This is a genomic window from Streptomyces sp. NPDC088733, from assembly GCF_044751185.1.
GTDB lineage: Bacteria > Actinomycetota > Actinomycetes > Streptomycetales > Streptomycetaceae > Actinacidiphila.
Genome location: NZ_JBIVLH010000032.1, coordinates 57734 through 82453, shown reverse-complemented (window position 1 = coordinate 82453; position 24720 = coordinate 57734). Strand labels below are relative to the sequence as shown.

Genomic DNA, 24720 nt, shown 5'->3' with positions numbered 1-24720 from the left:
GCAGGAAGACGTTTTCTCCGTTTTCCTAGGAGAACCTCCTGCAAGGGCCAACGCCACCGGGGGGACGTTAGTTCCCTTGTGCGCTTTTCACAGAGCGCTCAGAGCAGCGTGCTCGAAGCGAAGCGCAGGACGAGCTGCGGCGCGCCCGACAGGGCGATGCCGACGACGGCGGTGAGCGCGATGGCGGCCGTCAGGGGCGCGGGCGTACGGGTGCGCTCGGCGGCCGGGGCCTCCGCACGGGTGAAGAGCACGGCCGTCCAGCGCAGGTAGTACACCAGGGCGATGACGACGTTGACGGCCATGACGGCGGCCAGCCAGCCCAGGCCCGCGTCGACCGCGGAGGAGAAGACGGCGACCTTGGCGAAGAGGCCGATGACGCCCGGCGGCAGGCCGGCCAGGCAGAGCAGGAAGAAGGCCATGGCGAGCGCCGCGAACGGCTGGCGGGCGTACAGGCCGCGGTAGTCGGTGAGCCGGTTGCCGGGCGCGGTGCGGCCGACGAGGGCGGCGACGGCGAAGGCGCCCAGGTTCACGGCGCCGTACATCAGCGCGTACGCCAGGGTGATGCCGACCTGGCGCTGCGGGTCGGCGTACGCGGCGGCGGCGATCGGCACCAGGAGGTAGCCCGCCTGGCCGATCGAGGACCAGGCCAGCAGGCGTACCGCGCTGCGCGACTGGCCGGGGCGCTGACGCAGGGCGGCGACATTGCCGACGGTCATGGTGAGCGCGGCCAGCACCGCAATGGCGGGGCCCCACACGTGCGCGTACGGCTCGAAGGCGACGACCGTCACCAGGATGAGGCCGGAGAAGCCGGCCGCCTTGCCGACGACGGAGAGGTAGCCCGCGACGGGCAGCGGGGCGCCGGTGTAGGTGTCGGGCACCCAGAAGTGGAAGGGGGCGACGGCGAGCTTGAAGGCGAAGCCGACGACGGTGAGCGCGGCGCCTGCGGCGGCGAGGGTGTCCAGGCGGGGATCGACCGTGTCCAGGCCCCGGGCGACGGCCGACAGGTGCAGGGTGCCGGTGGCGGCGTAGACGAAGCTGACGCCCAGCAGGGTGACCGCCGTCGCGGCGACGGAGGTGAGGAAGAACTTCAGGGCCGCCTCGCCCGACAGCCGGTCGCCGCGGCGCAGGCCGACCAGGGCGAAGGACGGCAGCGTGGTGACCTCCAGCGCGATGACCAGGGTCGCCAGGTCGCGGGAGGCGGGCAGCAGGGCGGCACCGGCGGCCGAGGACAGCAGCAGGAACCAGAACTCGCCGGCCGGCATCCGCTCCATCAGGTGCACGGAGAGCAGGGCGGCGACCAGTGCCCCGGCCAGCACCAGCAGCTGGATTACCAGCGTGAAGTGGTCGGCGACGTAGGAGCACTCGCGGGGGCTGCCGACGAGGCAGAACGTGGTGCGGTCGCCGTCCAGCAGCGGCAGCAGGCCGAGCCCGGCCAGGACGAGACCTCCGGCGGTGATCCAGGCGAGCGCCTGCTTGCGGCCCTCGGGGAGGAACAGGTCGGTCACGAGGACGGCCAGCGCGGCCGCCGCGACGATCGTGGGCGGCGCGATCGCCGCCCAGTCGACGGACTGGATGACGGAGGTGGCGAGGGGGCTCATCAGCTGCCTCCGAGCAGGGAGCGCACGGCCGGGTCGGTCAGGCCGAGCAGGACGGCGGGCCACAGGCCGGCCAGGACGGTGAGGGCGACCAGCGGGGTCCATGCGGCGAACTCGTAGCCCCGGACGTCGGCGAGGGCCGGCGCGCCGGTGACGGTGTCGCGGTCGCCCATGCAGACGCGGCGCACGACGACCAGGAGGTACGCGGCGGTCAGCAGGGTGCCGAACGCGGCGATCGCGGTGAACGTCAGGTACGCGCCCCGGTCCAGGCCCGCGGCGGGCTTGAAGGAGCCGAACATGGCCAGCATCTCGCCCCAGAAGCCGGCTAGGCCCGGCAGGCCGAGGGAGGCGACGGCGGCGAAGGCCAGAAGGCCGCCCATCCGGGGGGCGCGGCCGTACAGCGCGGCGCCGGTCCGGCCTGCGAGGCCGTCCAGGTCGGTCGTGCCGTAGCGGTCCTTCAGCGCGCCGACCAGGAAGAAGAGCAGGCCCGTGATCAGGCCGTGCGCGATGTTGGCGAAGAGCGCGCCGTTGACGCCGGTCGGGGTCAGCGTGGCGATGCCCAGCAGGACGAAGCCCATGTGGCCGACGGAGCTGTACGCGATCAGGCGCTTGAGGTCGCCGCCGGAGCCGCTGCGGGCCAGCGCCAGGCACGCCAGCGATCCGTAGATGATGCCGACGACGGCGAAGGCGGCCAGGTAGGGCGCGAAGGTCCGCATGCCGTCGGGGGCGACCGGCAGGAGGATGCGCACGAAACCGTAGGTGCCCATCTTCAGCAGGACGCCGGCCAGCAGCACGGAGCCGACGGTGGGGGCCGCGGTGTGCGCGTCGGGGAGCCAGCTGTGCAGGGGCCACATCGGGGCCTTCACGGCGAGGCCGATGCCGATGGCGAGGACGGCGATCAGTTGCGTGGAGTGACTGAGCGGTGACGTGTTGTCAGTGGCGAGTGCCACCATGTCGAATGTGCCGGCCTTCACCCCGATGAGGAGCAGGCCGAGCAGCATGACCACGGAACCGAGCAGCGTGTAGAGGATGAAGCGCAGGGCGGACTTCTCCCGGTTCTCGCCGCCCCAGCGGGCGATGAGGAAGTACATCGGGATCAGGACCGTCTCGAAGGCCAGGAAGAAGAGCACCAGGTCGAGCACGGCGAAGGTCGCCAGCGTGCCCGACTCCAGCAGGAGCAGGAGCGCGACGAACGCCTTCGGGGAGGGGCCCGCGGGCATCTTGAAGTAGCTGTAGAGCGCGCAGAGGAAGGTCAGCAGCGCGGTCAGGACGAGGAGGGGGAGGCTGATGCCGTCCACACCGAGGTGGAGGTGGATGCCGAGCGCCGGGATCCAGTTGATGTCGGTGGTGGCCTGCATCGTCGCCGGCCTGCCGTGGTCGAAGCCGGCGGCCAGGACGACGGTGAGGGCGAGCACGAGACCGGTGACGGTCACACCGTGGCGCAGCACGGCCTGGTCGGGGCTCTTGCCCTTCAGGCCGGGCGGGGGCGGCAGCAGGGCGCCGACGGCGCCGAGCAGCGGCAGGACGACGACGGCCGCGAGGACGTACTGGAGGACGGTGTCGTTCACGGCTCACGCTCCGACGGCGACGAGGACGGCGAGGATCACGGAGCCGGCCAGCAGCACGCTGACATAGGTCTGCACATTGCCCGTCTGGGCGCGGCGCACGGCCGCGCCGAGCAGCCGGGGCAGGCCGCCCGCGCCGCGCACGTACGTCTCCACGACCTCCCGGTCGAGGAAGCGCACCAGGCCCGCCGCGGCCAGCGTCGGGCGGACGAACAGCGCCGAGTAGACGGCGTCGAGGTGGAAGCCGCGCGAGGCGGGGCCGAAGAGCGGGCCGAGCAGCAGGCGTCCGGGGTCGGCGGGGTCGTGCGCGGCGGCGACGTCCCCGTAGACCTGCTCGTGCGTCTGCAGTGCGGCGGCCTCGGTGAGGGCGGGCTCCGCCTCGGCCGCCTCGGCGGTCACGACCGCGCCGAGCGGTGCGCGGCGGCGGGCGGACATCGCCTGCCAGGCGCCATAGGTGGCGATCACTCCGACGAGGGAGAGGCCGACGCCGAGGATCGAGGTCACGAGGGTGGGGGCGAGTTCACGTCCGTCGAACCAGGCGGGCAGGTCGAGGAGGGAGGGCACCAGGGAGACAGCGCCGAAGGCGAGGGTGGGGACCGCCAGCACCCACAGCACGGCGTTCATCACGGCCGGTTCCTTGGCGTGGGCCTCGGGGGCGGCGGGCCCGTGGCCGCGGAAGGCGAGCAGGAAGAGCCGGGTGGCGTAGCCCGCGGTCAGTACGGCGGTGACCAGGGCGGCGACCAGGACCAGCCAGCCGACCGCCGCCGGGACGCCCTCGGCGTGACCGGAGGAGGCGTGCTCGGCGGCGCGCAGCACGGACTCCTTGGAGAAGAAGCCGGAGAAGGGAGGGATCGCGGCCAGGGCCGCCAGGGCGATGCCCATGGTCCACATGGCGTCGGGGGCGCGCTTGGCGACGTCGCCCATGCGGGACATGGCGGCGAGCGAGTTGGTGCCGGCGGCGTGGATGACCACGCCCGCGGCGAGGAAGAGCAGGGCCTTGAAGGCGCCGTGCGACAGGAGGTGGAAGACGGCGGCGCCGCGGTCGCCGACGGCCAGGGCGCCGGCCATGTAGCCGAGCTGGCCGATCGTGGAGTACGCCAGGACGCGCTTGATGTCGTCCTGGGCGAACGCCGCGAGCCCCGAGCCGACCATGGTGACGGCGGCCATCGCCCCGAGTACCGCGAGCACCGCGGCGGACGCCTCGAAGACCGGCAGCAGCCGGGCGACGAGGTAGATGCCGGCGGCGACCATGGTGGCGGCGTGGATCAGCGCGGACACCGGCGTCGGGCCGGCCATGGCGTCCGGCAGCCAGGTGTGCAGCGGGAACTGCGCGGACTTGCCCGCCACACCGGCGAGCAGCAGCAGGCCGATCACGGTCGGGTGGCCGAGTCCGCCGTGGGTCGCCGCGGTGAGGATGCCGTTGATCCGGAACGTCCCGGCGTCGGCGGCCAGCGCGAAGACGCCGATCAGGAAGGGGACGTCGCCGAGCTTGGTGATCAGGAACGCCTTGAGGGAGGCGGCGCGGGCGACCTCGGTCTCCCAGTAGTGGCCGACCAGGAAGTACGAGCAGATGCCCATGATCTCCCAGCCCACCAGCAGCACCATCAGGTCGCCGGTGTAGACGACCAGGAACATGGCGGCGGTGAAGAGGGAGACCAGCGCGGAGTAGGAGGCGTAGCGCGGGTCGTCGCGCAGGTAGGCCGTCGAGTACAGCTGGACGCAGGTCGCGACGAGGCCGACGAGCACGGCGATCAGCACCGAGAAGCCGTCGAGGTGCAGGGCGAGGTCGATGGGGACCGAACCGGTCGGCGTCAGCCGGGTGGCCGCGTCGGTGGCCGCGCCGCTGCCCTGGCGCGTGGCGACGATCACGGCGAGCACGAAGGCGGTCGCCGTCGGCAGGACGGCCAGCGGCCGGACGAAACCGGGCGCGGTACGGCCGAGCAGCAGGGCGCCGGCGGCGCCGAGGAAGGGAAGCAGGGGGACGAGGACGGCGAGGGTCGTCAGGGTCACGCGGCGGCCTCGGCGTTCTTCTCGGGCGTCTCGGGTGCGGCGGTGGACACGCCCCCATCGTCCTCGCCGTCCCCTGCGGCGAGTTCGGTGAGCCGGTCGATGTCCGAGGTGCCCCGGTTGCGGTACACGAGCAGGACGATGGCGAGCCCGATGCCGATCTCGGCGGCGGCGATGACGATCACGAAGAGCGTCAGCGCCTGCCCCGCGTGCAGGGTGTCGCGCAGCCACACGTCGAAGGCGACCAGATTGAGGTTGACCGCGTTCAGCATCAGCTCGACCGACATCAGGACGAGGATCGCGTTGCGCCGGGCGAGGACGCCGTACAGGCCGACGGAGAACAGGAGGACGGCCAGGACCGCGGGATAGGCGAGATGCATCAGCGCTCCCCGGGCTGCTGACGGGACGGCTTGCGGGACAGCACGACGGCGCCGACGAGCGCGGCCAGCAGAAGCACGGACAGCGCCTCGAACGGCAGCACCCAGTGCCGGAAGAGGATCTGGCCGGTGACCTTGGTGGAGCCCTGCACTCCGCGGTCCACGTCGATCCAGGTGGCCCGGAAGGCGTCGACGACCAGCCACACCAAGGTGCCCGCGGACGCGATGCCGACGGTCAGCGCGGCGATCCGGTTGCCCGAGTCGGCGTCGGGCGAGGCGCCGGTGGGCGCCTTGGTGAGCATCAGGCCGAACAGGACCAGGACGACGACGGAGCCGACGTAGATCAGCACCTGCACCCAGGCGATGAACTCGGCGGTGAGCAGGAGGTATTCGACGGCGACGCCGCCGAGCGCGACGACCAGCCACAGGGCGGCGTGCACCAGGTGCTTGGTGGTGACGCTCACCACCGCCGCGGCGAGCGTGGCGATGCCGACGAGCACAAAGACGATCTCGACGCCCGTCGGGGACAGGAAGCCCGGGTGGGCCCCGGCGGCGAGGTTCTCACGGAGGTTCACGCGTCGCCCTCCGCCTGCTCGGCGGCGGCCGCGGCCTTCTCGGCGGCCTTGCGCGCCGCGCCGAGCTCCTTGGGCTCCTCGGCGGCGGGGTCGAGCGGTGGCGGGGCGGGCACGGTCCACATCCAGTCGCGCAACTTGTCGCGCTCGTGGGTGAGGTCGAGGATGTCGGTCTCCGCGTACTCGAACTCCGGCGACCAGAACAGCGCGTCGAAGGGGCACACCTCGATGCAGATGCCGCAGTACATGCAGAGCGAGAAGTCGATGGCGAAGCGGTCGAGCACATTGCGGCTGCGCTCGCGGCCGCCGGGCACGGCGGCCGGCATCGTCTCCTTGTGGGAGTCGATGTAGATGCACCAGTCGGGGCACTCGCGCGCGCACAGCATGCAGACCGTGCAGTTCTCCTCGAACAGCGCGATCACGCCGCGGCTGCGCGGCGGGAGTTCGGGCTGCGCCTCCGGGTACTGCGCGGTGTGCGAGCGCCGCGTCATCGTGCGGAGGGTGACGGCCAGGCCCTTGGCGAGGCCGGTACCGGGGATGCCCATCAGGAGATCACCACCTTCACCACGCCGGTGAGCGCGATCTGGGCGAGGGCGAGCGGGATGAGGAAGGTCCAGGCGAAGCGCTGCAACTGGTCCTCGCGCATGCGGGGGTAGGTGACCCGCAGCCAGATGACGACGAAGGCCAGCAGTCCGGTCTTGACCAGCGTCCACAACCAGCCGAGGCTGCCGGACCACGGGCCGTGCCAGCCGCCCAGGAAGAGGACGGCGGTCAGCCCGCACAGCACGACGATGCCCGCGTACTCGGCGAGCAGGAACAGGGCGAAGCGCAGGCCCGTGTACTCCGTGTACGCCCCGAAGATGATCTCCGAGTCGGCCACCGGCATGTCGAACGGCGGCCGCTGGAGCTCCGCCAGGCCCGCGGTGAAGAAGACGACGGCGCCGATGAGCTGCCACGGCGTCCACCACCACTGGTACGCCTCCACGATGCCGGGCAGCGAGAGCGTCCCGGCGGCCATCGCGACGGACGCGGCGGCCAGCAGCATCGGCAGCTCGTACGACATCAGCTGCGCGGCGGTCCGCAGGCCGCCGAGCAGGGAGAACTTGTTGGCCGAGGCCCAGCCCGCCATGAGCGAGCCGAGCACGCCGACGCCCATCACGGCCAGCACGAAGAACAGGCCCGCGTCGATGGTCTGGCCCACGAGGCCGTTCGGCCCGAGCGGGATCGCGGCGAGCACGAGGAGGTAGGGCAGCAGCGCGACGGCCGGCGCCATCTGGAAGACCTTGCGGTCGGCGTCGGCCGGGACCACGTCCTCCTTCTGCGCGAACTTCACGCCGTCGGCGACGAGTTGCGCCCAGCCGTGGAACCCGCCCGCGTACATCGGGCCGAGCCGGCCCTGCATGTGGGCCATCACCTTGTGCTCGGTCTGGCCGACGACGAGAGGCAGCACAAGGAAGACGACGAGGACGGCGAGCAGCCGGAGGATCACGTCGAGTGCGTCGCTCACGGGGTGCCGCCTCCTTCTGCGTCGTCCTGGCCGGGGCTGCCGGCGGTGCCGGGCTGCCCGTTCGCATCGGGCTGCCCTTCCGCGGCCGGCGAGTCCGCGGGGGGCTCGGCCGCCGCGGGTTCCTGCGGGGCCGCTTCCGGCGCCGGGACCGTGGTGGGCGTGTCACGGGGGACGTCCCAGGGGGCGTCCGGGGTGCGCTTGCGGGGCGTCGCGGGGGGCTCGGCGGCAGGAGCCGCGGGCGCCTCCGGGGTCCCGGCGGCGCCGGTCCGGCTGACGGGGCCGTCGTCCGCAGAGCGGGTGCGGCGCGGGGGCGCGGCCGGGGCCGCGGCGCCCTGGCTCGTGGAGCCCTCGCTGACGCTGCGGGTGCGCCGCGCGGGGCGCTCGGCCGGAGCGGCCGCACCGGCCGCACCGGCGCCGGCGGCCCGCGGGGTACGGGCGGGCCGGGCAGGGGCGGGCGGGAGCTGGCCCTTCAGCGGACCCCAGTCGTTGGGGTCGGGCACGCCCGGGGGCAGCATCTGGCGGCGCTTGGGCCCGCCGTGCGCCGCTCCCGCCGAGGGCTCCCCCGGCTCCTTCGCTCCCGGCCAGGCCTTGGCGACGCGCGCCGCCAGCACGAAGTCCTTGCGCAGCGGGTGCCCCTCGAATCCGTCGGGCAGCAGCAGCGGCGCCAGGTGCGGGTGGCCGGTGAAGCCGATCCCGAACATCTCGTGGGTCTCGCGCTCGTGCCAGGCGGCGCCCGCCCAGACCTCGGTGGCGGTCGGCAGCACCGGCGCCTCGTGCGGGACGGTGGTGCGGATCAGCAGCCGCCGCACCGATCCGGGCGACGGCGCCACGACATGGGCGCAGACCCGGAAGCCGGTGCCGGGCTCGTCGACCGCGCTGAGCCAGTCGAAGAAGGTGCAGCCGAGCACGGAGCGGGCGGCCCGCAGGGCGCCGGTCCAGGCTCCGGCGGGCACGTCCACGGTGAGCAGGCCGTACGTCTCCTCCGCCGTGGCCTCCGGGCCGAAGACCTCGGCGACGGCGGCCGGGTCGGGCAGCCGGTCGAAGGGGGTGGTCACTGCGCGGCCTCCCCGGGCGGCGGCGGTGCCTGCACCAGGCCGCTGCGCAGCGCGCGGGCGGAGGGCTGCGGGGTGCCGCCCTCGCCGTACCGCTCGCCCAGCGACTCGCGGGCGATCTTCTCCTGGAGCTTGAGGATGCCCTGGAGCAGCGCCTCGGGCCGCGGCGGGCAGCCGGGCACGTAGACGTCGACGGGGATGATCTGGTCGACGCCCTTGGTGACGGCGTACGAGTCCCAGTAGGGCCCGCCGCAGTTGGAGCAGGCTCCAAAGGAGATGACGTACTTCGGTTCGGGCATCTGCTCGTACAGCCGCTTGACGGCGGGCGCCATCTTGTCGGTCACCGTGCCCGACACGATCATGAGGTCGGCCTGGCGCGGGCCGGGCGCGAAGGGGATCACGCCGAGCCGGATGAAGTCGTGCCGGGCCATGGAGGCGGCGATGAACTCGATGGCGCAGCAGGCGAGGCCGAAGTTGAAGACCCACAGGCTGTAGCGGCGGCCCCAGTTGAGGACCACCTTCATGGGTTCGGGTGCGAGGCGGGCCAGTGTGCCGAGCCGGCGCGGCTCGGGCAGGTACTGGGGCTCGGGGGTGGTCACGTCCATTCCAGGACCCCCTTCTTCCATGCGTAGAGCAGGCCGACGGCGAGGAAGCCGAGGAAGACGAACATCTCCACCAGCGTCGTGCCGCCGTACCCCGGGGCCGCGTAGACCGTCGCCCACGGGAAGAGGAAGACCGCGTCGACCGCGAAGATCACGTACAGGAAGGAGTAGACGTAGTAGCGGATCTGGGTGTGCGCCCAGCCCTCGCCGACCGGGTCGACGCCGCACTCGTACGTGAGCATCTTCTCCTGCGTGGGCACGACCGGCCGCAGCAGACGGCCGGCCCCGAAGGCCACGGCCACGAAGAGCACCCCGAGCACCGCGACCAGGCCGACGACCGAGTAGCCGTGGAAGTAGTCCACGTCCGTCCGCCCCTCGTCTCTCGTCGTTCACGCGTTGTCCAGCGATCCCGGTGGATCTTTAGACGATCTGTACGAACGGAGTCTAGGCCCTGCCCCAGGCGCCGCAGGCACCCCTCCAGGACGGGGTGCGGATAACCCCACCTTGTCCCGCGGGCGCACCCCATGGCGGCAACCCCCCGCCCACCGGCAGGCTTGGCGCCATGACCACCAACTCCCAGCGCGGGGACACCCCGCTCCCGCCGGCGCGGCTGGCCTTCGACCCGGCGACGTGGAAGGAGATCGCGTACCTCCTGACGAATCTGGCGGTCGACATCGCGGGCTTCGTCTACGTCGTCGTCGTGCTGTCCCTGGGTATCGGCCTGTCGGTCACGGTGGTCGGCCTGCCGCTGCTGGCGCTGGGCCTGGCCGGCTGCCGGCTGCTGGGGTGGCTGGAGCGGATCCGGGCGCGCGGGCTGCTCGGGGTGGCGGTGGACGAGCCGCGCCGGCTGCGGCCGGGGCGGATGGGCTTCTTCCCATGGCTGTGGACGTCGCTGAAGGACCCGGTGGCGTGGCGGCACGCGCTGTACTTCCTCGCCCGGCTGCCGTGGGGCATCGCGACCTTCGCCATCACGTTGACCTCGCTGTTCGTGGCGTGGCCTGTGCTGCCGTTCATCGCGCGGGGGCTGGCGAACGCGGACCGGGCGATGGTGCGCGGGCTGCTGTCGCCCTCGGACGAGCTGGAGCGCCGTATCGCCGAGCTGGAGTCGGACCGGGGCACCGTGGTGGACACCGCCGCCGCCGACCTGCGGCGCATCGAGCGCGACCTGCACGACGGCGCGCAGGCCCGCCTGGTGGCCCTGGCCATGGACCTGGGCCTGGCCAAGGAGAAGCTGCTGGAGGACCCGGAGGCCGCCGCCAGGATGGTCGGCGACGCCCACGGAGAGGTGAAGCTCGCCCTCCAGGAACTGCGCGACCTGGCCCGCGGCATCCACCCGGCGGTCCTCACCGACCGCGGCCTGGACGCGGCCCTGTCCTCGGTGGCCGCACGCTGCACCGTGCCCGTGCAGGTGAGCGTGGACCTGCAGGCCCGCCCGGCGCCCGCCATCGAGGGCATCGCCTACTTCACCGTCTCCGAACTGCTCCAGAACATCAGCAAGCACAGTGGTGCGGAGCGTGCCGCGGTGGAGCTGTGGCGGTCCGACGGACGCCTGATGATCCAGGTGCGGGACAACGGCAGGGGCGGGGCGAGCACGGCGAGCGGCAGCGGTCTGGCCGGGCTCGCCGAGCGGCTGGGCTCCGTGGACGGCCTGCTGGTCGTCGACTCCCCTCAGGGCGGCCCCACGACGGTGACCGCCGAGCTGCCCTGGCGCGACCGCGGCTGACCGCGGGACCGGTGGCGCCCCCAGGGCCGGGGTGGGGTTTTCCCCAGGTGGAAGAGGCCGATCGGCACCATGGGGCGGGCGGTCCCGGGCGGCGAGGCTGGAAGCGTGCACAGAACAGTGGCACGAGGGCACCACAGGCACAGGGAGAGGAACGACGTGACCATGGCATACGGTTTCCCGGAGCCGCGAGAGCACCAGCACCGGCTGCCCGCGGCGCTGCGAGCGCCGATCGAGGCGCGCACCTGGCGTGAGCTCCTGTATCTGCTGCTCAACCTGCCGATGGGGATCATCGGCTTCGTCTTCGCCGTGACCATGCTGTCCCTGGGCGCCGGTCTGCTGGTGACCTTCCTGGGCCTGCCGGTCCTCGCGGTGGCGCTGGCCGGGTGCCGCGGCCTCGGCGTGGTGGAGCGCGAGCGGGCCCGCAAGTGCCTGCACCTGGACGTGGCCGAGCCGGCGTGGCCGCGGCGGAAGCCCGGGCAGGGCTTCCTGGCGTGGCTGGGCGGCCAGCTCAGCAACGGCACGTCCTGGCGGCACGTCCTCTACTGCTTCGTGCACTTCCCGTGGGGTGTCTTCACCTTCTCCGTGGCGATCTCCTTCTTCACCTACGGGTGGGGCATGCTCACCTACCCGCTGTGGCGGTGGGTCTTCCCGGCGTACACCGACCAGCCGGGCCTGCAGCTGTACGGGGACGGGCACGGCCGCGGCTGGTACCTGGACTCCCCCTTCGAGCTGGCGGCCACCTCCGCGGTGGGGCTGCTGCTGGTGCTGGTCACGCCGTGGCTGATCCGCGGCATGGCGTACGTCGACCGGGGGCTGGTCTCCGGGTTGCTCGGCCCGTCCCGGCTGGCGAGCCGGGTCACGGAGCTGGAGAGCGACCGCGGGGTGGTCGTGGACACCGCCGCCGCGGACCTGCGGCGCATCGAGCGCGACCTGCACGACGGCGCGCAGGCCCGCCTGGTGGCCCTGGCCATGGACCTGGGCCTGGCCAAGGAGAAGCTGCTGGAGGACCCGGAGGCCGCCGCGACCATGGTCGAGGAGGCGCACGGCGAGGTGAAGCTCGCCCTCCAGGAGCTGCGCGACCTGGCCCGCGGCATCCACCCGGCGGTCCTCACCGACCGCGGCCTGGACGCGGCCCTGTCCTCGGTGGCCGCACGCTGCACCGTGCCCGTGCAGGTGAGCGTGGACCTGCCGGCCCGCCCGGTCCCGGCGATCGAGGGCATCGCCTACTTCACCGTCTCCGAACTGCTCCAGAACATCAGCAAGCACAGTGGTGCCTCGCGGGCGAGCGTCGACCTGTGGCGCTCCGGCGACCGGCTGATGATCCACGTCGTCGACAACGGCAGGGGCGGGGCGAGCACGGCGAAGGGCAGCGGTCTGGCCGGGCTCGCCGAGCGGCTGGGCGCGGTGGACGGTGTGCTGGCGGTGGACTCCCCGGCCGGCGGCCCGACGACCGTCGCGGCGGAACTGCCCTGGCGCACCTGAGCGACGAACCGGCCCCCCGCCCTCCCCGGCGCGGCAAGGCCGTGTGCCTTCCGCCGGAAACTGGGATGCTGGGGAGGGACACGTCGACGTCGACATGGGGGCCGTAAGTCGTGGAGGACAGAGTGCGCGTGGTCATCGCCGAGGACTCGGTGCTGCTGCGGGAGGGGCTGACCCGGCTGCTCACCGACCGGGGGCACGACGTGGTGGCGGGAGTGGGCGACGCCGAGGCGTTGCTGAAGGTGATCGCGGAGCTCGCGGCGGAGGACGCCCTGCCCGATGTCGTCGTCGCCGACGTGCGGATGCCCCCCACGCACACCGACGAGGGCGTGCGCGCGGCGGTGCGCCTGCGCCGCGACCACCCGGGGCTGGGTGTGCTCGTCCTGTCGCAGTACGTGGAGGAGCAGTACGCCACCGAGCTCCTGGCGGGCAGCAGCCGCGGTGTCGGCTACCTGCTCAAGGACCGGGTGGCCGATGTCCGGGAGTTCGTCGACGCCGTGGTCCGGGTGGCCGGGGGCGGCACCGCGCTGGACCCCGAGGTGGTGGCCCAGCTGCTGGGCCGCAGCCGCAAGCAGGACGTGCTGACGGGGCTGACGCCGCGCGAGCGCGAGGTCCTGGGGCTGATGGCGGAGGGGCGGACGAACTCGGCGATCGCCAAGCAGCTCGTGGTGAGCGACGGCGCGGTGGAGAAGCACGTCAGCAACATCTTCCTGAAGCTGGGGCTGGCGCCCAGCGTCGGGGACCACCGGCGTGTGCTGGCCGTGCTGACGTACCTGAACTCGTAGCCTCTGACATATTGTCAGATTTGGTCGCGGGCCTGCGGAACTGCGGGGAGGACGACAGGCGTCCACGGGCGTGGGGCTTCGTGTCCCACGCGGGTCCCACCCTGTGGGAACACCCGGGAAGGCGACCCTTACCCACGTACGATGGCCCCGTGGGACAAAAGGTCGCGGCCCCGGCCGTGTGCCGCCGCCTCGAAGGAGGTCCGATTCAGTGACCAGCCAGGTCAGCAGCGCGTCAGGCACCGATCAGCCCGTTCTGGGCGAGCAGCGGAAACCGGCCAAGGAGACCAGGAAACTCGACCGGGTCGTCATCCGTTTCGCAGGGGACTCCGGCGACGGCATGCAGCTCACGGGAGATCGGTTCACCTCGGAAACGGCGTCGTTCGGCAACGATCTGTCGACGCTGCCGAACTTCCCCGCCGAGATCCGGGCGCCGGCAGGCACCCTGCCGGGCGTCTCGAGTTTCCAGCTGCACTTCGCCGACCACGACATCCTCACCCCGGGTGACGCCCCCAACGTCCTGGTCGCGATGAACCCGGCGGCGCTGAAGGCGAACATCGGCGATCTGCCGCGCGGTGCCGAGATCATCGTCAACACCGACGAATTCACCACCCGTGCGATGACGAAGGTCGGCTACGCCGCCTCCCCCCTGGAGGACGACTCGCTGTCGGCCTACGCGGTCCACCCGGTGCCGCTGACCACCCTCACGGTGGAGGCGCTCAAGGACTTCCCGCTCAGCCGCAAGGAGGCGGAGCGCAGCAAGAACATGTTCGCGCTCGGGCTGCTCTCCTGGATGTACCACCGGCCCACCGAGGGCACCGAGGACTTCCTGCGCAAGAAGTTCGCGAAGAAGCCCGAGCTCGCGGAGGCGAACGTGACCGCCTTCCGCGCGGGCTGGAACTTCGGCGAGACCACCGAGGACTTCGCCGTCAGCTACGAGGTGGCCCCGGCGCAGCAGGCCTTCCCGGCGGGCACCTACCGCAACATCTCGGGGAACCTGGCGCTGTCCTACGGCCTGGTCGCCGCGAGCCGCCAGGCTGACCTGCCGCTGTTCCTGGGCTCGTACCCGATCACCCCGGCCTCGGACATCCTGCACGAGCTGAGCAAGCACAAGAACTTCGGCGTGCGCACCTTCCAGGCGGAGGACGAGATCGCCGGCATCGGCGCGGCGCTCGGCGCGGCCTTCGGCGGCTCGCTGGCCGTCACCACGACGTCCGGCCCCGGCGTGGCCCTGAAGTCGGAGACGATCGGCCTCGCGGTGTCGCTGGAACTGCCGCTGCTGGTGATCGACATCCAGCGCGGGGGTCCCTCGACGGGCCTGCCGACCAAGACCGAGCAGGCCGACCTGCTGCAGGCGATGTACGGCCGCAACGGCGAGGCCCCGGTGCCCATCGTGGCGCCCAGCACTCCCGGCGACTGCTTCGACGCCGCCATGGAGGCGGCCAGGATCGCGCTCACCTACCGGACGCCGGTGCTGCTGCTCTCCGACGGCTACCTGGCCAACGGCTCCGAGCCGTGGCGCGTGCCCGAGCTGGACGAACTGCCGGATCTGCGGGTGCAGTTCGCCACCACCCCCAACCATGTGGCCGAGGACGGCACCGAGGAGTTCTGGCCCTACCAGCGCGACCCGGAAACCCTGGCCCGCCCCTGGGCGGTGCCGGGCACACCGGGGCTGGAGCACCGGATCGGCGGCATCGAGAAGCAGGACGGCACGGGCCACATCTCGTACGACCCGGCCAACCACGACCACATGGTGCGCACCCGGCAGGCCAAGATCGACGGCATCAAGGTGCCGGACGTGACCGTGGACGACCCCGGTGGCGCCGCGCGCACCCTGGTCGTCGGCTGGGGCTCGACCTACGGGCCGATCACGGCGGCCGTACGGCGCATCAGGGGCGCAGGGGGCGCGGTGGCCCAGGCCCATCTGCGCCATCTGAACCCCTTCCCGGGGAATCTCGGAGAGGTTCTGAAGCGTTACGACAAGGTGGTGGTGCCGGAGATGAACCTCGGCCAGCTCGCCCACCTGCTGCGGGCGAAGTACCTGGTCGACGCCCGCTCCCACACCCAGGTCACCGGCCTGCCGTTCAAGGCCGAGCAGCTCGCTGCCGCCATCCAGGAGGAGAGCGCAGATGTCTGAGGCTCCAGCCGTCGACCATCCGGGACCGGGGGCGCCGGCGCAGTCAGCGCTGTCGCTGGTGCCCAAGTCCGACACCAAGCAGTCCATGAAGGACTTCAAGTCGGACCAGGAAGTGCGCTGGTGCCCCGGGTGCGGCGACTACGCGATCCTCGCCGCCGTACAGGGCTTCATGCCCGAACTGGGCCTGGCCAGGGAGAACATCGTCTTCGTCTCCGGGATCGGCTGCTCCTCCCGCTTCCCGTACTACATGAACACCTACGGGATGCACTCCATCCACGGCCGCGCCCCGGCCATCGCGACCGGGCTCGCCGCCTCGCGGCGCGACCTGTCGGTGTGGGTCGTCACCGGTGACGGCGACGGGCTGTCGATCGGCGGCAACCACCTGATCCACGCGCTGCGGCGCAATGTGAACCTGAAGATCCTGCTCTTCAACAACCGGATCTACGGCCTCACCAAGGGGCAGTACAGCCCGACGTCCGAGCTCGGGAAGATCACCAAGTCGACGCCGATGGGCTCGCTGGACGCGCCCTTCAACCCGGTGTCGCTGGCGCTCGGCGCGGAGGCCTCCTTCGTCGCCCGCACCATCGACTCGGACCGCAAGCACCTCACGGGCGTGCTGCGCGAGGCGGCGGCGCACCCGGGCACCGCGATCGTGGAGATCTACCAGAACTGCAACATCTTCAACGACGGCGCCTTCGAGGCGCTCAAGGACCGGGCCACGGCCGAGGAGGCGGTGATCCGGCTGGAGCACGGTCAGCCGGTGCGCTTCGGCGCCGGGGGCGCCAAGGGCGTCGTGCGCGACAGGGCCACCGGGGACCTGAAGGTGGTCGAGGTGACCGAGGCCAATGAGGGCGACCTCCTGGTGCACGACGCGCACGCGGCCTCGCCCACCACCGCCTTCGCCCTGTCCCGGCTCGCGGACCCCGACACACTGCACCACACGCCGATCGGCGTGCTCCGCAGCGTTGTCAGGCCGGTCTACGACGACCTGATGTCGGAGCAACTGGAACGGTCCGTCGAGCAGCGGGGCAAGGGCGACCTGTCCTCGCTGCTGGCCGGCGGCGACACCTGGACGGTCGTCGGCTGACACGCCGTCCCCGCTCCACTCCGGGGCCCGGGCCTGTCGATCAGGCCCGGGCCCCGTCGTATGCCTCGCGGGCCACCGCGACCTGCTCGGTGCGGCTCTCCGCCCACCGGGCCAGCCCCCACACCTGTTCGGCGGCCTCCTGGCCGAGCGGGGTGAGCGTGTACTCGACGCGCGGCGGGATCACCGGGTACGCCTCGCGGTGCACGAAGCCGTCGCGCTCCAGGGTCTGAAGGGTCTGCGCGAGCATCTTCTCGCTGACGCCCCCGACCGTGCGCCGCAGCTCGCTGAAGCGCCGGGTGCCGTCGATCAGCGCGGCCAGCACGAGGACGCCCCACCTGCTGGTGACGTGCTCCAGGATCACGCGCGAGGGGCAGGTGCGGGCATTCACGTCCGGCGTCCCCACTACGGCTGCGAGCTCTTCCCTTACGTCCATGCCACTACCTTACCCAGAAGTGGGTACTTTCGCTGAGTTAGTACCCCACCTAGGGTGAGCTTCGCATTCGCACGCAATGAACCCGCCCGACTGGAGTGAACCCCTCATGAGCATCGTCGTCACCGGAGCCACCGGACACCTGGGCCGTCTCGTCATCGACGAGCTGCTGGCCGAGGTCCCGGCCGACGGGGTCGTCGCCGTCGTGCGCGACACGGAGAAGGCCTCGGACATCGCCGCGCGCGGCGTGGAGCTGCGGGTCGCCGACTACAGCGCCCCCGCCACCCTCAAGGGCGCCTTCCAGGAGGGCGACGTCGTCCTGCTGATCTCCGGCAGCGAGGTCGGGCAGCGGGTCGCGCAGCACACCGCCGTGATCGACGCCGCCAAGGAGGCGGGCGTCGCGCGCCTGGTCTACACCGGCATCCTGGGCGGCCCGGCCGCCGACTTCACGCTCGGCGACGAGCACAAGGCCACCGAGCGGGTGCTGCTCGACTCCGGGCTGACGTACACCCTGCTGCGCAACGGCTGGTACACCGAGAACTACACCGCCCAGATCCCCGTCCAGCTGGAGCACGGCGTCTTCGGCAGCGCGGGCGAGGGCCGGCTGGGCACCGCGCCGCGCCGCGACTTCGCCGCCGCGGCGGCCGCGGTCCTGACCGGCGAGGGCCACGAGAACCAGGCCTACGAGCTCAGCGGCGACCACGCCTGGACGCTCGCGGAGTACGCGGCCGAGCTGTCCCGGCAGTCCGGCCGGACGGTCGCCTACACCGACCTGCCGGAGGCGGCGTTCGCGGAGGTCCTCGTCGGCGCCGGCCTGCCCGCCCCCGTCGCCGCGATCTACGCCGACTGCGACGCGCACGGCATCGCCCTCGGCCTGCTGGAGGGCGGCAGCGGCGACCTGAGCCGGCTGATCGGCCGCCCGACCACTCCGCTGGCGGACACCGTCGCGGAGGCGCTCAAGGGCTGACGGAGGGCTGAACCGGCGGTACCGGCGGGCCCCGCGGCGGCTTCCCCTCCGGCCGCGGGGCCCACGCCCCGTAGGCACCACCGGCACCACCGGCACCCGCACCGGCACGACATCTGCCTGTCATGACCGTCATGCGATACGCAGATGACGAATGAAGTCCCCCCGCGCTACCTTCGCAACAGTCGGACGGCGCCCAGGGGAGGAATCGAGTGAGTGAACAGCGCGCGGGACTGCTGTACGGATTCGCCGCCTACGGCCTGTGGGGACTCTTCCCGCTCTACTGGCCGCTCCTGGAACCCGCGGGCGCGGGCGAGATCCTCGCCCACCGCATGGTCTGGTCGCTGGCCGTCGTCTCACTGATCCTGCTCGCGACGCGCCGCTGGGCCTGGATACCCGAACTGCTGCGCCAACCGCGCAAACTCGCCCTGCTCGCCCTGGCGGCGGCGGTCATCTCCGTCAACTGGGGCCTGTACATCTGGGGCGTCAACAGCGGCCACGTCGTCGAGACCTCGCTCGGCTACTTCATCAACCCCCTGGTCACCATCGGGCTCGGCGTCGTGGTGCTGCACGAGCGGCTGCGGCCGGCGCAGTGGGCCGCGGTGGGCATCGGCGCCGCGGCCGTGCTGGTGCTGGCCATCGGCTACGGCCGGCTGCCGTGGATCGCGCTGACACTGGCCTGCTCCTTCGCCACGTACGGCTTCGTGAAGAAGAAGGTGGGCATGGGCGGCCTGGAGTCGCTGGCCGCCGAGACCGCCATGCAGTTCGTGCCCGCGATGGGCTTCCTCCTCTGGCTGGGCAACCGGGGCGAGGCCACCTTCGGCTCGCACGGGGCGGGCCACGCCTCCCTGCTGGCGCTCTGCGGGATCGTGACCGCCGTGCCGCTGATCCTCTTCGGCGCGTCCGCGATCCGCATCCCGCTGAGCATGATCGGCCTCCTGCAGTACCTCGCTCCGGTCTTCCAGTTCCTGCTCGGCCTGCTCTGGTTCCACGAGGAGATGCCGCCCGAGCGCTGGGCGGGCTTCGCCCTCGTGTGGCTGGCCCTCGCCCTGCTCACCTGGGACGCGCTGCGCAACGCCCGCCGGGGGCGGATCGCGCTGCGCGACACTGCCGTACCGGCCGACGAGGCCGCGCCGCGCGGGGCGGTCGCGAGCTGAGCCGCACCGCCGCCGCATCGCCGGTAGCGGTGCACAACACCTTCGGGTGAATGAGGGTCCGGTCCCATTGCGCGCCCCGACGGGGAACCCATACAACTGGTTCCACATCGAACAGGGGAGCGAATCATGGCGGTGCACTGGAAGCTCGTGATCGACGCGGCGGACCCGCACGGGCAGGCCGCTTTCTGGGCGGCGGCGCTCGAGTACGAGAACGAGGACCACAGCGCGCTCATCGAGCGGCTGCTGGGGATCGGCGCGGTGACGCCGGAGCTCCTGGCCGAGACCGGCGGCCGGAAGGCCTGGCGCGATCTCGCGGCGGTGCGCCACCCCGAGGACCCGTACGAGGAGGAGAGCGGCACGGGCCGGGGGCGGCGCATCCTCTTCCAGCGCGTGCCCGAGGCCAAGACGGCGAAGAACCGGCTGCACCTCGACCTGCACCCCGGGCCGGACCGCAGGGACGCGGAGGTCGTGCGGCTGGAGGGGCTGGGAGCGACCGTGCTGCGGCGGATAAAGGAGCCCTCCGGGGAGTGGGTCACGATGGCCGACCCGGAGGGCAACGAGTTCGACGTCGCGTAACGGGCGACCGAGCGGCCGGGCGGCCGGCGCGGTCCCGGGCGGACGGACGGCGTGAGCAGCCCGCCTTGACGACGGGACGGCCGCAATGGAAAAGTCTTCATGCGTACGCAATTTATGCACGCGCAAGGAGATGACGGGTTGTCGGAGACAGAGCGCACGTTCCTGTTCCTGGTGGGCAGCACTCGCGCCGAGGGGAACACCGAGACGCTGGCGCGGCGGGCCGCCGAGCAACTGCCTGCCTCGGTGGACCGGCGGTGGATGCACCTGAGGGATCTGCCGCTCCCGCTCTTCGAGGACCACCGGCACGACGGGGACGGGAGCTACCCGGCGCCGACCGGGCACGCCGCGGAACTGCTCGACGCCACCTTGCGCGCGACGGACCTGGTGATCGTGTCACCGCTGCACTGGTACACCGTGTCGACCAGCGTCAAGCTCTATCTCGACCACTGGTCGGGCTGGATGCGCGTACCGGGCCTGGACTTCCTGGAGCGGATGCGCGGCAAGACCCTGTGGTCGGTGACCGTGCACGGCGGTCAGGACCCGGCGACGGCGGCGCCCCTGGTGGGCACGCTGCGCCACACCGCCGCGTACGCGGGGATGCGCTGGGGCGGAGCGCTGCTCGGCAACGGGACGCGACCGGGGGACGTGCTGCGGGACACCGCGGCGCTGAGCCGGGCGAAATCCTTCTTCGCGTGACGCCCCGGGCCGTCCGCCGCGTCAGGCGGTGACGTCGCGGGCGGCGAAACGGGCCCAGGCCGCGGAGCCGAACACCGCGACGTACAGGGCCTGGAGCTCGAAGTTGCGGCGGAGGTCGTCCCAGTAGACCGGGTCGCGGACGAGGTCGGCGAAGCTCAGCCAGTAGTGCGGGAAGAGGTAGGGCTGGATCGTGTGCAGCTGGGGGATCGTATCCACGATCTGCACGGTGATCAGCAGACCGACGGTGGTCGCCATGGCGGCGATGCCGCTGCTGGTGAGCGTGGAGATGAACAGGCCGAGGGCCGCGATCCCCGTGAGCGAGGCGGCTACGGCGAGGGCGACCAGCAGCGCGCGCAGCAGGCCCTCGGAGAAGGAGATGCTGGTGCCGGACAGCAGCGTCACATCGCCGAGGGGGAACAGCAGCGCGCCGGTGATCAGCGCCGAGGCCGCCACGACAAGGGTCGCCAGCAGGCAGAAGGCGAGAACGGAGGCGTATTTGGACAACAGGAGCCGGGTGCGCCCGGCCGGGGCGACCAGCAGGTAGCGCAGGGTGCCCGCATTGGCCTCGCCGGCGATGGCGTCGCCCGCGACGACCCCGATCGCCATCGGGAGGAAGAAGGGCAGTGTCGCCGCGAGTGAGGTGAAGACCAGGAACAGGCCGTTGTTGGTGATCAGCGCGATGAAGGCGGGGCCGCCGCCTCCGCCGCCCGCGCTGCCGCCGTCGCCGGTCTCGATCTTCACCGCGATGCCGATCAGGACCGGTACCCCGGCGAGGACCGCCAGCAGCGCGAGGGTGCGCCAGCGGCGCAGCACGGTGACCAGCTCGTTGCGGAGCAGCCCGAGCGACCACAGCGGCCGCCCCGCGGGCCCGGTGGCGGTGTCAGCCTGCGACATCGAATCCCTCTCCGGTCAGGGCGACGAACGCGTCCTCCAGTGAGGCGCGTTCGACGCCGAAGCCGCGTACCCGTACGCCGGCCCCGACGAGTGCCGCGTTGAGGTCGGCGAGATCCGGCAGCGCTGCCGGGTCGGCCGGCAGGTCGCCGGTGACCCGTTCACCGTCGGCGGCCAGGCCGGTCACGCCCTGCTCCTTCAGGACGCGTACGGCGTCGGCGGGGTCGGGCGTGCTGACCACCAGCCGGCCGCCGGAGGACAGTGCCTCGACCGGGCCCTGGGTGAGCAGCCGGCCGCGGGACATCACGGCGGCGTGCGTGCAGACCTGTTCGATCTCGTCGAGGAGATGGGAGGAGAGGAAGACCGTGGTGCCGTCCGCCGCCAGTTCGCGGACCAGCGCCCTGATCTCCCGCATGCCCTGCGGGTCCAGGCCGTTGGTCGGTTCGTCCAGCACCAGCAGCTCGCGCGGCCGCAGCAGGGCCGAGGCCAGTCCGAGCCGCTGCTTCATGCCGAGCGAGTACGCGCGTGCCTTCTTGCCCGCCGCCGCGGACAGCCCGACGCGTTCGAGCGCCTCGCCGACCCGGGCCTTGCGGGTGCGCGGGTCGGCGGTCGGGTCGGCGGAGTCAAAGCGCAGCAGGTTGTCCCGGCCGGACAGGAAGCCGTACAGGGCGGGGCCCTCGATCAGCGCGCCGACCCGGGGCAGCACGCCGCGCACGGCGCGGGGCATGGGCTCGCCCAGGACCCGCGCCGTGCCGGAGGTCGGCTCGATGAGACCCATCAGCATGCGGATGGTGGTCGTCTTACCGGAGCCGTTGGGCCCCAGGAAGCCGAACACACTGCCCCGCGGAACGGTCAGGTCGAGTCCGTCGACGGCGAGTTGCCCGCCGCGGTACCGCTTGGTGAGGCCGCTCGTGGAGATCGCTTCCTCACGGGCGTCGGCGGACGGCTCCCCCATCGGCGCTCCCTTTCTCGCTGACCTGCTCGTGCCCCGTCGCGTCGGCCCGTCGGCCGCAAGGGCCCTACCGGGCCCCGGCGTTGGCGGCCCTGATCAGGGCGTCCTGGTTCACGGTGCCCACGTAGACCTTGCCGCTGTCGGTGATCAGGGCGTTGACCAGGCGGGTGCCGACGACCGTGCCGGTGCCGAAGTCGCCCTTGACGTCCTTGCCGAAGGAGCCGAGCAGCGACGGGCCCCCGAGGTCCTGGCCCTCGGCCTTGCCGGGGCCCTGGTTCAGGGCGTCCTTCGGCAGCTGGAGCTCGGCGATCGAGTCCCAGCCCTTGCCGAGCACGCCGATGCCGTCGAGCCCGGAGAGCTCACCGGGCGCCGGGTGGGTGCCGTGCGCGCCGTCCGCGGCGTGCTCGCCCGCCTTCTCCGTCGTCACCTTGGCGCCCTTGGGCGGGGTGAACTCGAAGGTGGCGGCCGAGGGCTTGGCGAAGTCCACCTTGGTGAAGGCGACATCGACGATGGCCTTGCCGCCGCCGTGGGGGGCCAGCGTGAACTTCAGGGGCACGCCGGTCGCGGAGTCGACGGCGATCCGGACGGAGCCGACCGTCGAGTCCTTGGCCTTGGGCGTGACCACGAGCTGGTAGGCGCTGCGGCCCGCGACACGCGCCGTGCCGTCCACCGACACGGTGGTGGTGCCGTCCACCGCGTCGAGGAGCTGCTTGGCCGCCTGCTGCAGGCTCGTGGGCCAGCCCTCGGGCAGCTTGTGCTCGCCCTTGTCCTTGGCGGCGCCGGACTCCTGCGGCACATCGGTCAGGTGGTAGGCGGAGTTGGTGGCGCTGTCGTAGGCCCAGACCTCGTCACCGTTGTGGATGAGGCTGTACTCGGCGGCGTCCTCCACGATGGAGACCTTCTGCCGGGCGGGACCGTCGGCCGCGATGTGCAGCGTGTGGGAGCCGGCGAGGAGCTGCGTCAGCTGCTCCTCGGGTGCGGCGGAGGAAGAAGGGTCCCCACCGCGGCTCTCGTCCCGTCCACCGCCGCCGAAGAGGCCGGACGGGCCGCCGGATCCGGACAGGAAGGACGGGAGCCCGAAATCGGTCGTGATCCGGACGGAGCCGGAGACCGTTTGGGTGTCCGAGGCCGCGATCTTGGCGATCAGCTCCTCGGCGGTGATCTTCGGCAGCTCCGGGCTGCCCGCGCTGGCCAGCGCCGGTACGAGCCCTATGGTGGCCGCGGCGGCACCGGCCGCCAGGACCGGAACCGCGTAACGTATCGCCTTGGTCCGGCGCCGGCGGTCCCGGTCGTCGTCCATGGGCTGAGTCGGTGCCATTACGTCCCTACCTCCGTTGTCAACGGCGGGTTGTCGTCAGCGTCGCACTCGGTCGCACTCGTCCACCTATTGGGCCATTGTCACCCGATCCGCCGTGTGGTGGGTGCTTCCCATCCCATCAATCCGGCCGGCCGGGCACATCACCCGGCGGGATCAACTCGGCGTACACCTCTGGGAGGAGGCCCCTGAGGGCGGCTCAGGGCGCGGTGCGCGGACCTCGCGTCCGGACGGGGAGGGACGGGCGCCGGTCAGCCCGCGCGGTGCACCACCGCGTCGCAGAGCCCCTCCAGGGCCTGCTTGGCGGCGCAGTCCGGCAGCGGGGCCAGCAGCGCCCGCGCCTCGTCCGCGTACCGGACGGTGTCCCGCCGGGCCTGCTGCAGTGCGGGGTGGGCCCGCATCAGGGCGAGCGCCTCGGCGTGCCGGAGGTCGTCCGTGAGGTCCCCGTCGAGCAGTTCGCACAGCCGGCGGTCGTCGGACGGCGCGTAGCCGCCGGCGTTGGCCACGGCCGCACGCAGGTGCAGCACCGGCAGGGTCGCCACGCCCTCGCGCAGGTCCGTGCCCGGGGTCTTGCCGGACTCGTGCGAGTCGCTGGCGATGTCCAGGACGTCGTCGGCGAGCTGGAAGGCGGTACCGACCCGCTCCCCGTACTGGGTGAGGATGTCGACGACCGCCTCGCCGGCGCCCGACATCATCGCGCCGAAGCGGCAGGAGACGGCGATCAGGGAGCTGGTCTTGCCGGCGATGACTTCCAGGTAGTGCTCGATGGGGTCCCGCCCGTCGCGCGGGCCGACGGTCTCCAGAATCTGCCCGGTGACCAGCCGCTCGAAGGCCTCGGCCTGGATGCGTACGGCCTCCGGCCCGAGGTCGGCCAGTATGTGGGAGGCCTTGGAGAAGAGGAAGTCGCCGGTGAGTACGGCAACCGAGTTGTCCCAGCGGGCGTTGGCGCTCGGCACGCCGCGCCGCACCGCGGCCTCGTCCATCACGTCGTCGTGGTAGAGCGTCGCCAAGTGGGTCAGCTCGACCACCACGGCCGCCGGCACGATCTTGGGCGCGTGCGGGTCACCGAACTGCGCGGCCAGCATCGCCAGCAGCGGCCGGAACCGCTTTCCGCCGGCATGCACCAAATGCCGCGCCGCCTCTGTGATGAAGGGCACATCGCTCTTCGTCGCCTCGAGGATGCCTTCCTCCACGGCCGACAGCCCGGCCCGGACATCGGCCTCGAGTACCTCGTCCATAACGCTCAGCCCGAAG

The 24720-nt window shown here is 72.2% G+C and carries 24 protein-coding genes; 9 read left to right on the top strand and 15 right to left on the bottom strand.

What is annotated here, in order from left to right; all coding sequences use genetic code 11:
* Positions 1-98: 98 nt before the first annotated feature.
* Genes ACIP64_RS37200 through ACIP64_RS37155 form a run of 10 tightly spaced genes read right to left on the bottom strand, consistent with a single transcriptional unit; the run spans position 99 to position 9639 of the window.
* Complete coding sequence (locus ACIP64_RS37200) at positions 99-1598, bottom strand: NADH-quinone oxidoreductase subunit N (protein WP_401596048.1); 1500 nt, start codon at positions 1596-1598, stop codon at positions 99-101.
* On the bottom strand, positions 1598-3163 hold the full coding sequence (locus ACIP64_RS37195) for a NuoM family protein (protein WP_401596045.1): 1566 nt from the start codon (positions 3161-3163) through the stop codon (positions 1598-1600). The genes ACIP64_RS37200 and ACIP64_RS37195 overlap by 1 nt, the downstream gene beginning before the upstream one ends.
* A 3-nt stretch (positions 3164-3166) precedes the next feature.
* On the bottom strand, positions 3167-5170 hold the full coding sequence (locus ACIP64_RS37190) for an NADH-quinone oxidoreductase subunit L (RefSeq protein ID WP_401596043.1): 2004 nt from the start codon (positions 5168-5170) through the stop codon (positions 3167-3169).
* Positions 5167-5547 (bottom strand): NADH-quinone oxidoreductase subunit NuoK, encoded by a 381-nt coding sequence (nuoK, locus tag ACIP64_RS37185; RefSeq protein WP_389254158.1) that lies wholly within the window; start codon positions 5545-5547, stop codon positions 5167-5169. The genes ACIP64_RS37190 and nuoK overlap by 4 nt, the downstream gene beginning before the upstream one ends.
* Complete coding sequence (locus tag ACIP64_RS37180; protein ID WP_401596039.1) at positions 5547-6119, bottom strand: NADH-quinone oxidoreductase subunit J; 573 nt, start codon at positions 6117-6119, stop codon at positions 5547-5549. The genes nuoK and ACIP64_RS37180 overlap by 1 nt, the downstream gene beginning before the upstream one ends.
* On the bottom strand, positions 6116-6661 hold the full coding sequence (locus ACIP64_RS37175; protein WP_401596037.1) for a NuoI/complex I 23 kDa subunit family protein: 546 nt from the start codon (positions 6659-6661) through the stop codon (positions 6116-6118). Before ACIP64_RS37175 ends, ACIP64_RS37180 begins: the two co-directional genes overlap by 4 nt.
* Positions 6661-7623: an NADH-quinone oxidoreductase subunit NuoH gene (gene nuoH, locus ACIP64_RS37170; RefSeq protein WP_401596034.1), complete on the bottom strand. Its 963-nt coding sequence runs from the start codon at positions 7621-7623 to the stop codon at positions 6661-6663. Before nuoH ends, ACIP64_RS37175 begins: the two co-directional genes overlap by 1 nt.
* Complete coding sequence (locus tag ACIP64_RS37165) at positions 7620-8678, bottom strand: NADH-quinone oxidoreductase subunit C (protein WP_401596031.1); 1059 nt, start codon at positions 8676-8678, stop codon at positions 7620-7622. Before ACIP64_RS37165 ends, nuoH begins: the two co-directional genes overlap by 4 nt.
* A complete protein-coding gene (locus ACIP64_RS37160; RefSeq protein WP_401596029.1) occupies positions 8675-9280 on the bottom strand; it encodes an NADH-quinone oxidoreductase subunit B in 606 nt (201 codons plus the stop codon). Before ACIP64_RS37160 ends, ACIP64_RS37165 begins: the two co-directional genes overlap by 4 nt.
* Complete coding sequence (locus ACIP64_RS37155) at positions 9271-9639, bottom strand: NADH-quinone oxidoreductase subunit A (RefSeq protein WP_319658426.1); 369 nt, start codon at positions 9637-9639, stop codon at positions 9271-9273. The genes ACIP64_RS37160 and ACIP64_RS37155 overlap by 10 nt, the downstream gene beginning before the upstream one ends.
* 200 nt (positions 9640-9839) lie before the next feature.
* Between ACIP64_RS37155 and ACIP64_RS37150 the strand changes: the two genes are divergently transcribed.
* From ACIP64_RS37150 to ACIP64_RS37130, 5 genes are all read left to right on the top strand, one after another.
* Positions 9840-11000 (top strand): sensor histidine kinase, encoded by a 1161-nt coding sequence (locus tag ACIP64_RS37150; protein WP_401596025.1) that lies wholly within the window; start codon positions 9840-9842, stop codon positions 10998-11000.
* A gap of 162 nt (positions 11001-11162) precedes the next feature.
* A complete protein-coding gene (locus ACIP64_RS37145) occupies positions 11163-12482 on the top strand; it encodes a sensor histidine kinase (RefSeq protein WP_401596075.1) in 1320 nt (439 codons plus the stop codon).
* Between the two features lie 122 nt (positions 12483-12604).
* Positions 12605-13264: a response regulator transcription factor gene (locus ACIP64_RS37140; RefSeq protein ID WP_360902967.1), complete on the top strand. Its 660-nt coding sequence runs from the start codon at positions 12605-12607 to the stop codon at positions 13262-13264.
* A gap of 208 nt (positions 13265-13472) precedes the next feature.
* Complete coding sequence (locus ACIP64_RS37135; protein ID WP_401596022.1) at positions 13473-15398, top strand: 2-oxoacid:acceptor oxidoreductase subunit alpha; 1926 nt, start codon at positions 13473-13475, stop codon at positions 15396-15398.
* Complete coding sequence (locus ACIP64_RS37130; protein ID WP_401596020.1) at positions 15391-16485, top strand: 2-oxoacid:ferredoxin oxidoreductase subunit beta; 1095 nt, start codon at positions 15391-15393, stop codon at positions 16483-16485. The genes ACIP64_RS37135 and ACIP64_RS37130 overlap by 8 nt, the downstream gene beginning before the upstream one ends.
* Before the next feature lie 40 nt (positions 16486-16525).
* Here ACIP64_RS37130 and ACIP64_RS37125 read toward each other — a convergent pair whose 3' ends face one another.
* On the bottom strand, positions 16526-16918 hold the full coding sequence (locus ACIP64_RS37125) for a winged helix-turn-helix transcriptional regulator (RefSeq protein ID WP_401596017.1): 393 nt from the start codon (positions 16916-16918) through the stop codon (positions 16526-16528).
* Between the two features lie 106 nt (positions 16919-17024).
* Between ACIP64_RS37125 and ACIP64_RS37120 the strand changes: the two genes are divergently transcribed.
* From ACIP64_RS37120 to ACIP64_RS37105, 4 genes are all read left to right on the top strand, one after another.
* Positions 17025-17882, top strand: a complete 858-nt coding sequence (locus ACIP64_RS37120) for an SDR family oxidoreductase (protein WP_401596014.1) — start codon at positions 17025-17027, stop codon at positions 17880-17882.
* A 209-nt stretch (positions 17883-18091) separates the two neighbouring features.
* Entirely contained in the window at positions 18092-19036 is a 945-nt protein-coding gene (gene rarD, locus ACIP64_RS37115; RefSeq protein WP_401596011.1) for an EamA family transporter RarD, read from the top strand.
* A 126-nt stretch (positions 19037-19162) separates the two neighbouring features.
* A complete protein-coding gene (locus ACIP64_RS37110; protein WP_401596008.1) occupies positions 19163-19612 on the top strand; it encodes a VOC family protein in 450 nt (149 codons plus the stop codon).
* 138 nt (positions 19613-19750) lie between these two features.
* Entirely contained in the window at positions 19751-20308 is a 558-nt protein-coding gene (locus ACIP64_RS37105; RefSeq protein ID WP_401596006.1) for a flavodoxin family protein, read from the top strand.
* A 21-nt stretch (positions 20309-20329) separates the two neighbouring features.
* Here the strand turns inward: ACIP64_RS37105 and ACIP64_RS37100 are convergent, their stop codons facing one another.
* From ACIP64_RS37100 to ACIP64_RS37085, 4 genes are all read right to left on the bottom strand, one after another.
* Positions 20330-21202, bottom strand: coding sequence for an ABC transporter permease (locus ACIP64_RS37100; protein ID WP_401596004.1), 873 nt, complete (start codon positions 21200-21202; stop codon positions 20330-20332).
* Complete coding sequence (locus ACIP64_RS37095; RefSeq protein WP_401596001.1) at positions 21189-22154, bottom strand: ABC transporter ATP-binding protein; 966 nt, start codon at positions 22152-22154, stop codon at positions 21189-21191. The genes ACIP64_RS37100 and ACIP64_RS37095 overlap by 14 nt, the downstream gene beginning before the upstream one ends.
* A 64-nt stretch (positions 22155-22218) precedes the next feature.
* On the bottom strand, positions 22219-23469 hold the full coding sequence (locus tag ACIP64_RS37090; protein WP_401595999.1) for an outer membrane lipoprotein carrier protein LolA: 1251 nt from the start codon (positions 23467-23469) through the stop codon (positions 22219-22221).
* 248 nt (positions 23470-23717) lie between these two features.
* On the bottom strand, positions 23718-24704 hold the full coding sequence (locus tag ACIP64_RS37085) for a polyprenyl synthetase family protein (protein WP_401596071.1): 987 nt from the start codon (positions 24702-24704) through the stop codon (positions 23718-23720).
* Positions 24705-24720: the final 16 nt, after the last annotated feature.

Coding starts and splice junctions, on each gene's coding strand:
- ACIP64_RS37175 (WP_401596037.1), bottom strand. CDS start 6,661: ATGGGCATCCCCGGTACCGGCCTCGCCAAGGGCCTGGCCGTCACCCTC.
- ACIP64_RS37095 (WP_401596001.1), bottom strand. CDS start 22,154: ATGGGGGAGCCGTCCGCCGACGCCCGTGAGGAAGCGATCTCCACGAGC.
- ACIP64_RS37085 (WP_401596071.1), bottom strand. CDS start 24,704: ATGGACGAGGTACTCGAGGCCGATGTCCGGGCCGGGCTGTCGGCCGTG.
- ACIP64_RS37090 (WP_401595999.1), bottom strand. CDS start 23,469: ATGGCACCGACTCAGCCCATGGACGACGACCGGGACCGCCGGCGCCGG.
- ACIP64_RS37125 (WP_401596017.1), bottom strand. CDS start 16,918: ATGGACGTAAGGGAAGAGCTCGCAGCCGTAGTGGGGACGCCGGACGTG.
- ACIP64_RS37145 (WP_401596075.1), top strand. CDS start 11,163: ATGGCATACGGTTTCCCGGAGCCGCGAGAGCACCAGCACCGGCTGCCC.
- ACIP64_RS37130 (WP_401596020.1), top strand. CDS start 15,391: ATGTCTGAGGCTCCAGCCGTCGACCATCCGGGACCGGGGGCGCCGGCG.
- ACIP64_RS37200 (WP_401596048.1), bottom strand. CDS start 1,598: ATGAGCCCCCTCGCCACCTCCGTCATCCAGTCCGTCGACTGGGCGGCG.
- ACIP64_RS37110 (WP_401596008.1), top strand. CDS start 19,163: ATGGCGGTGCACTGGAAGCTCGTGATCGACGCGGCGGACCCGCACGGG.
- ACIP64_RS37150 (WP_401596025.1), top strand. CDS start 9,840: ATGACCACCAACTCCCAGCGCGGGGACACCCCGCTCCCGCCGGCGCGG.
- ACIP64_RS37160 (WP_401596029.1), bottom strand. CDS start 9,280: ATGGACGTGACCACCCCCGAGCCCCAGTACCTGCCCGAGCCGCGCCGG.
- ACIP64_RS37100 (WP_401596004.1), bottom strand. CDS start 21,202: ATGTCGCAGGCTGACACCGCCACCGGGCCCGCGGGGCGGCCGCTGTGG.
- nuoK (WP_389254158.1), bottom strand. CDS start 5,547: ATGCATCTCGCCTATCCCGCGGTCCTGGCCGTCCTCCTGTTCTCCGTC.
- ACIP64_RS37120 (WP_401596014.1), top strand. CDS start 17,025: ATGAGCATCGTCGTCACCGGAGCCACCGGACACCTGGGCCGTCTCGTC.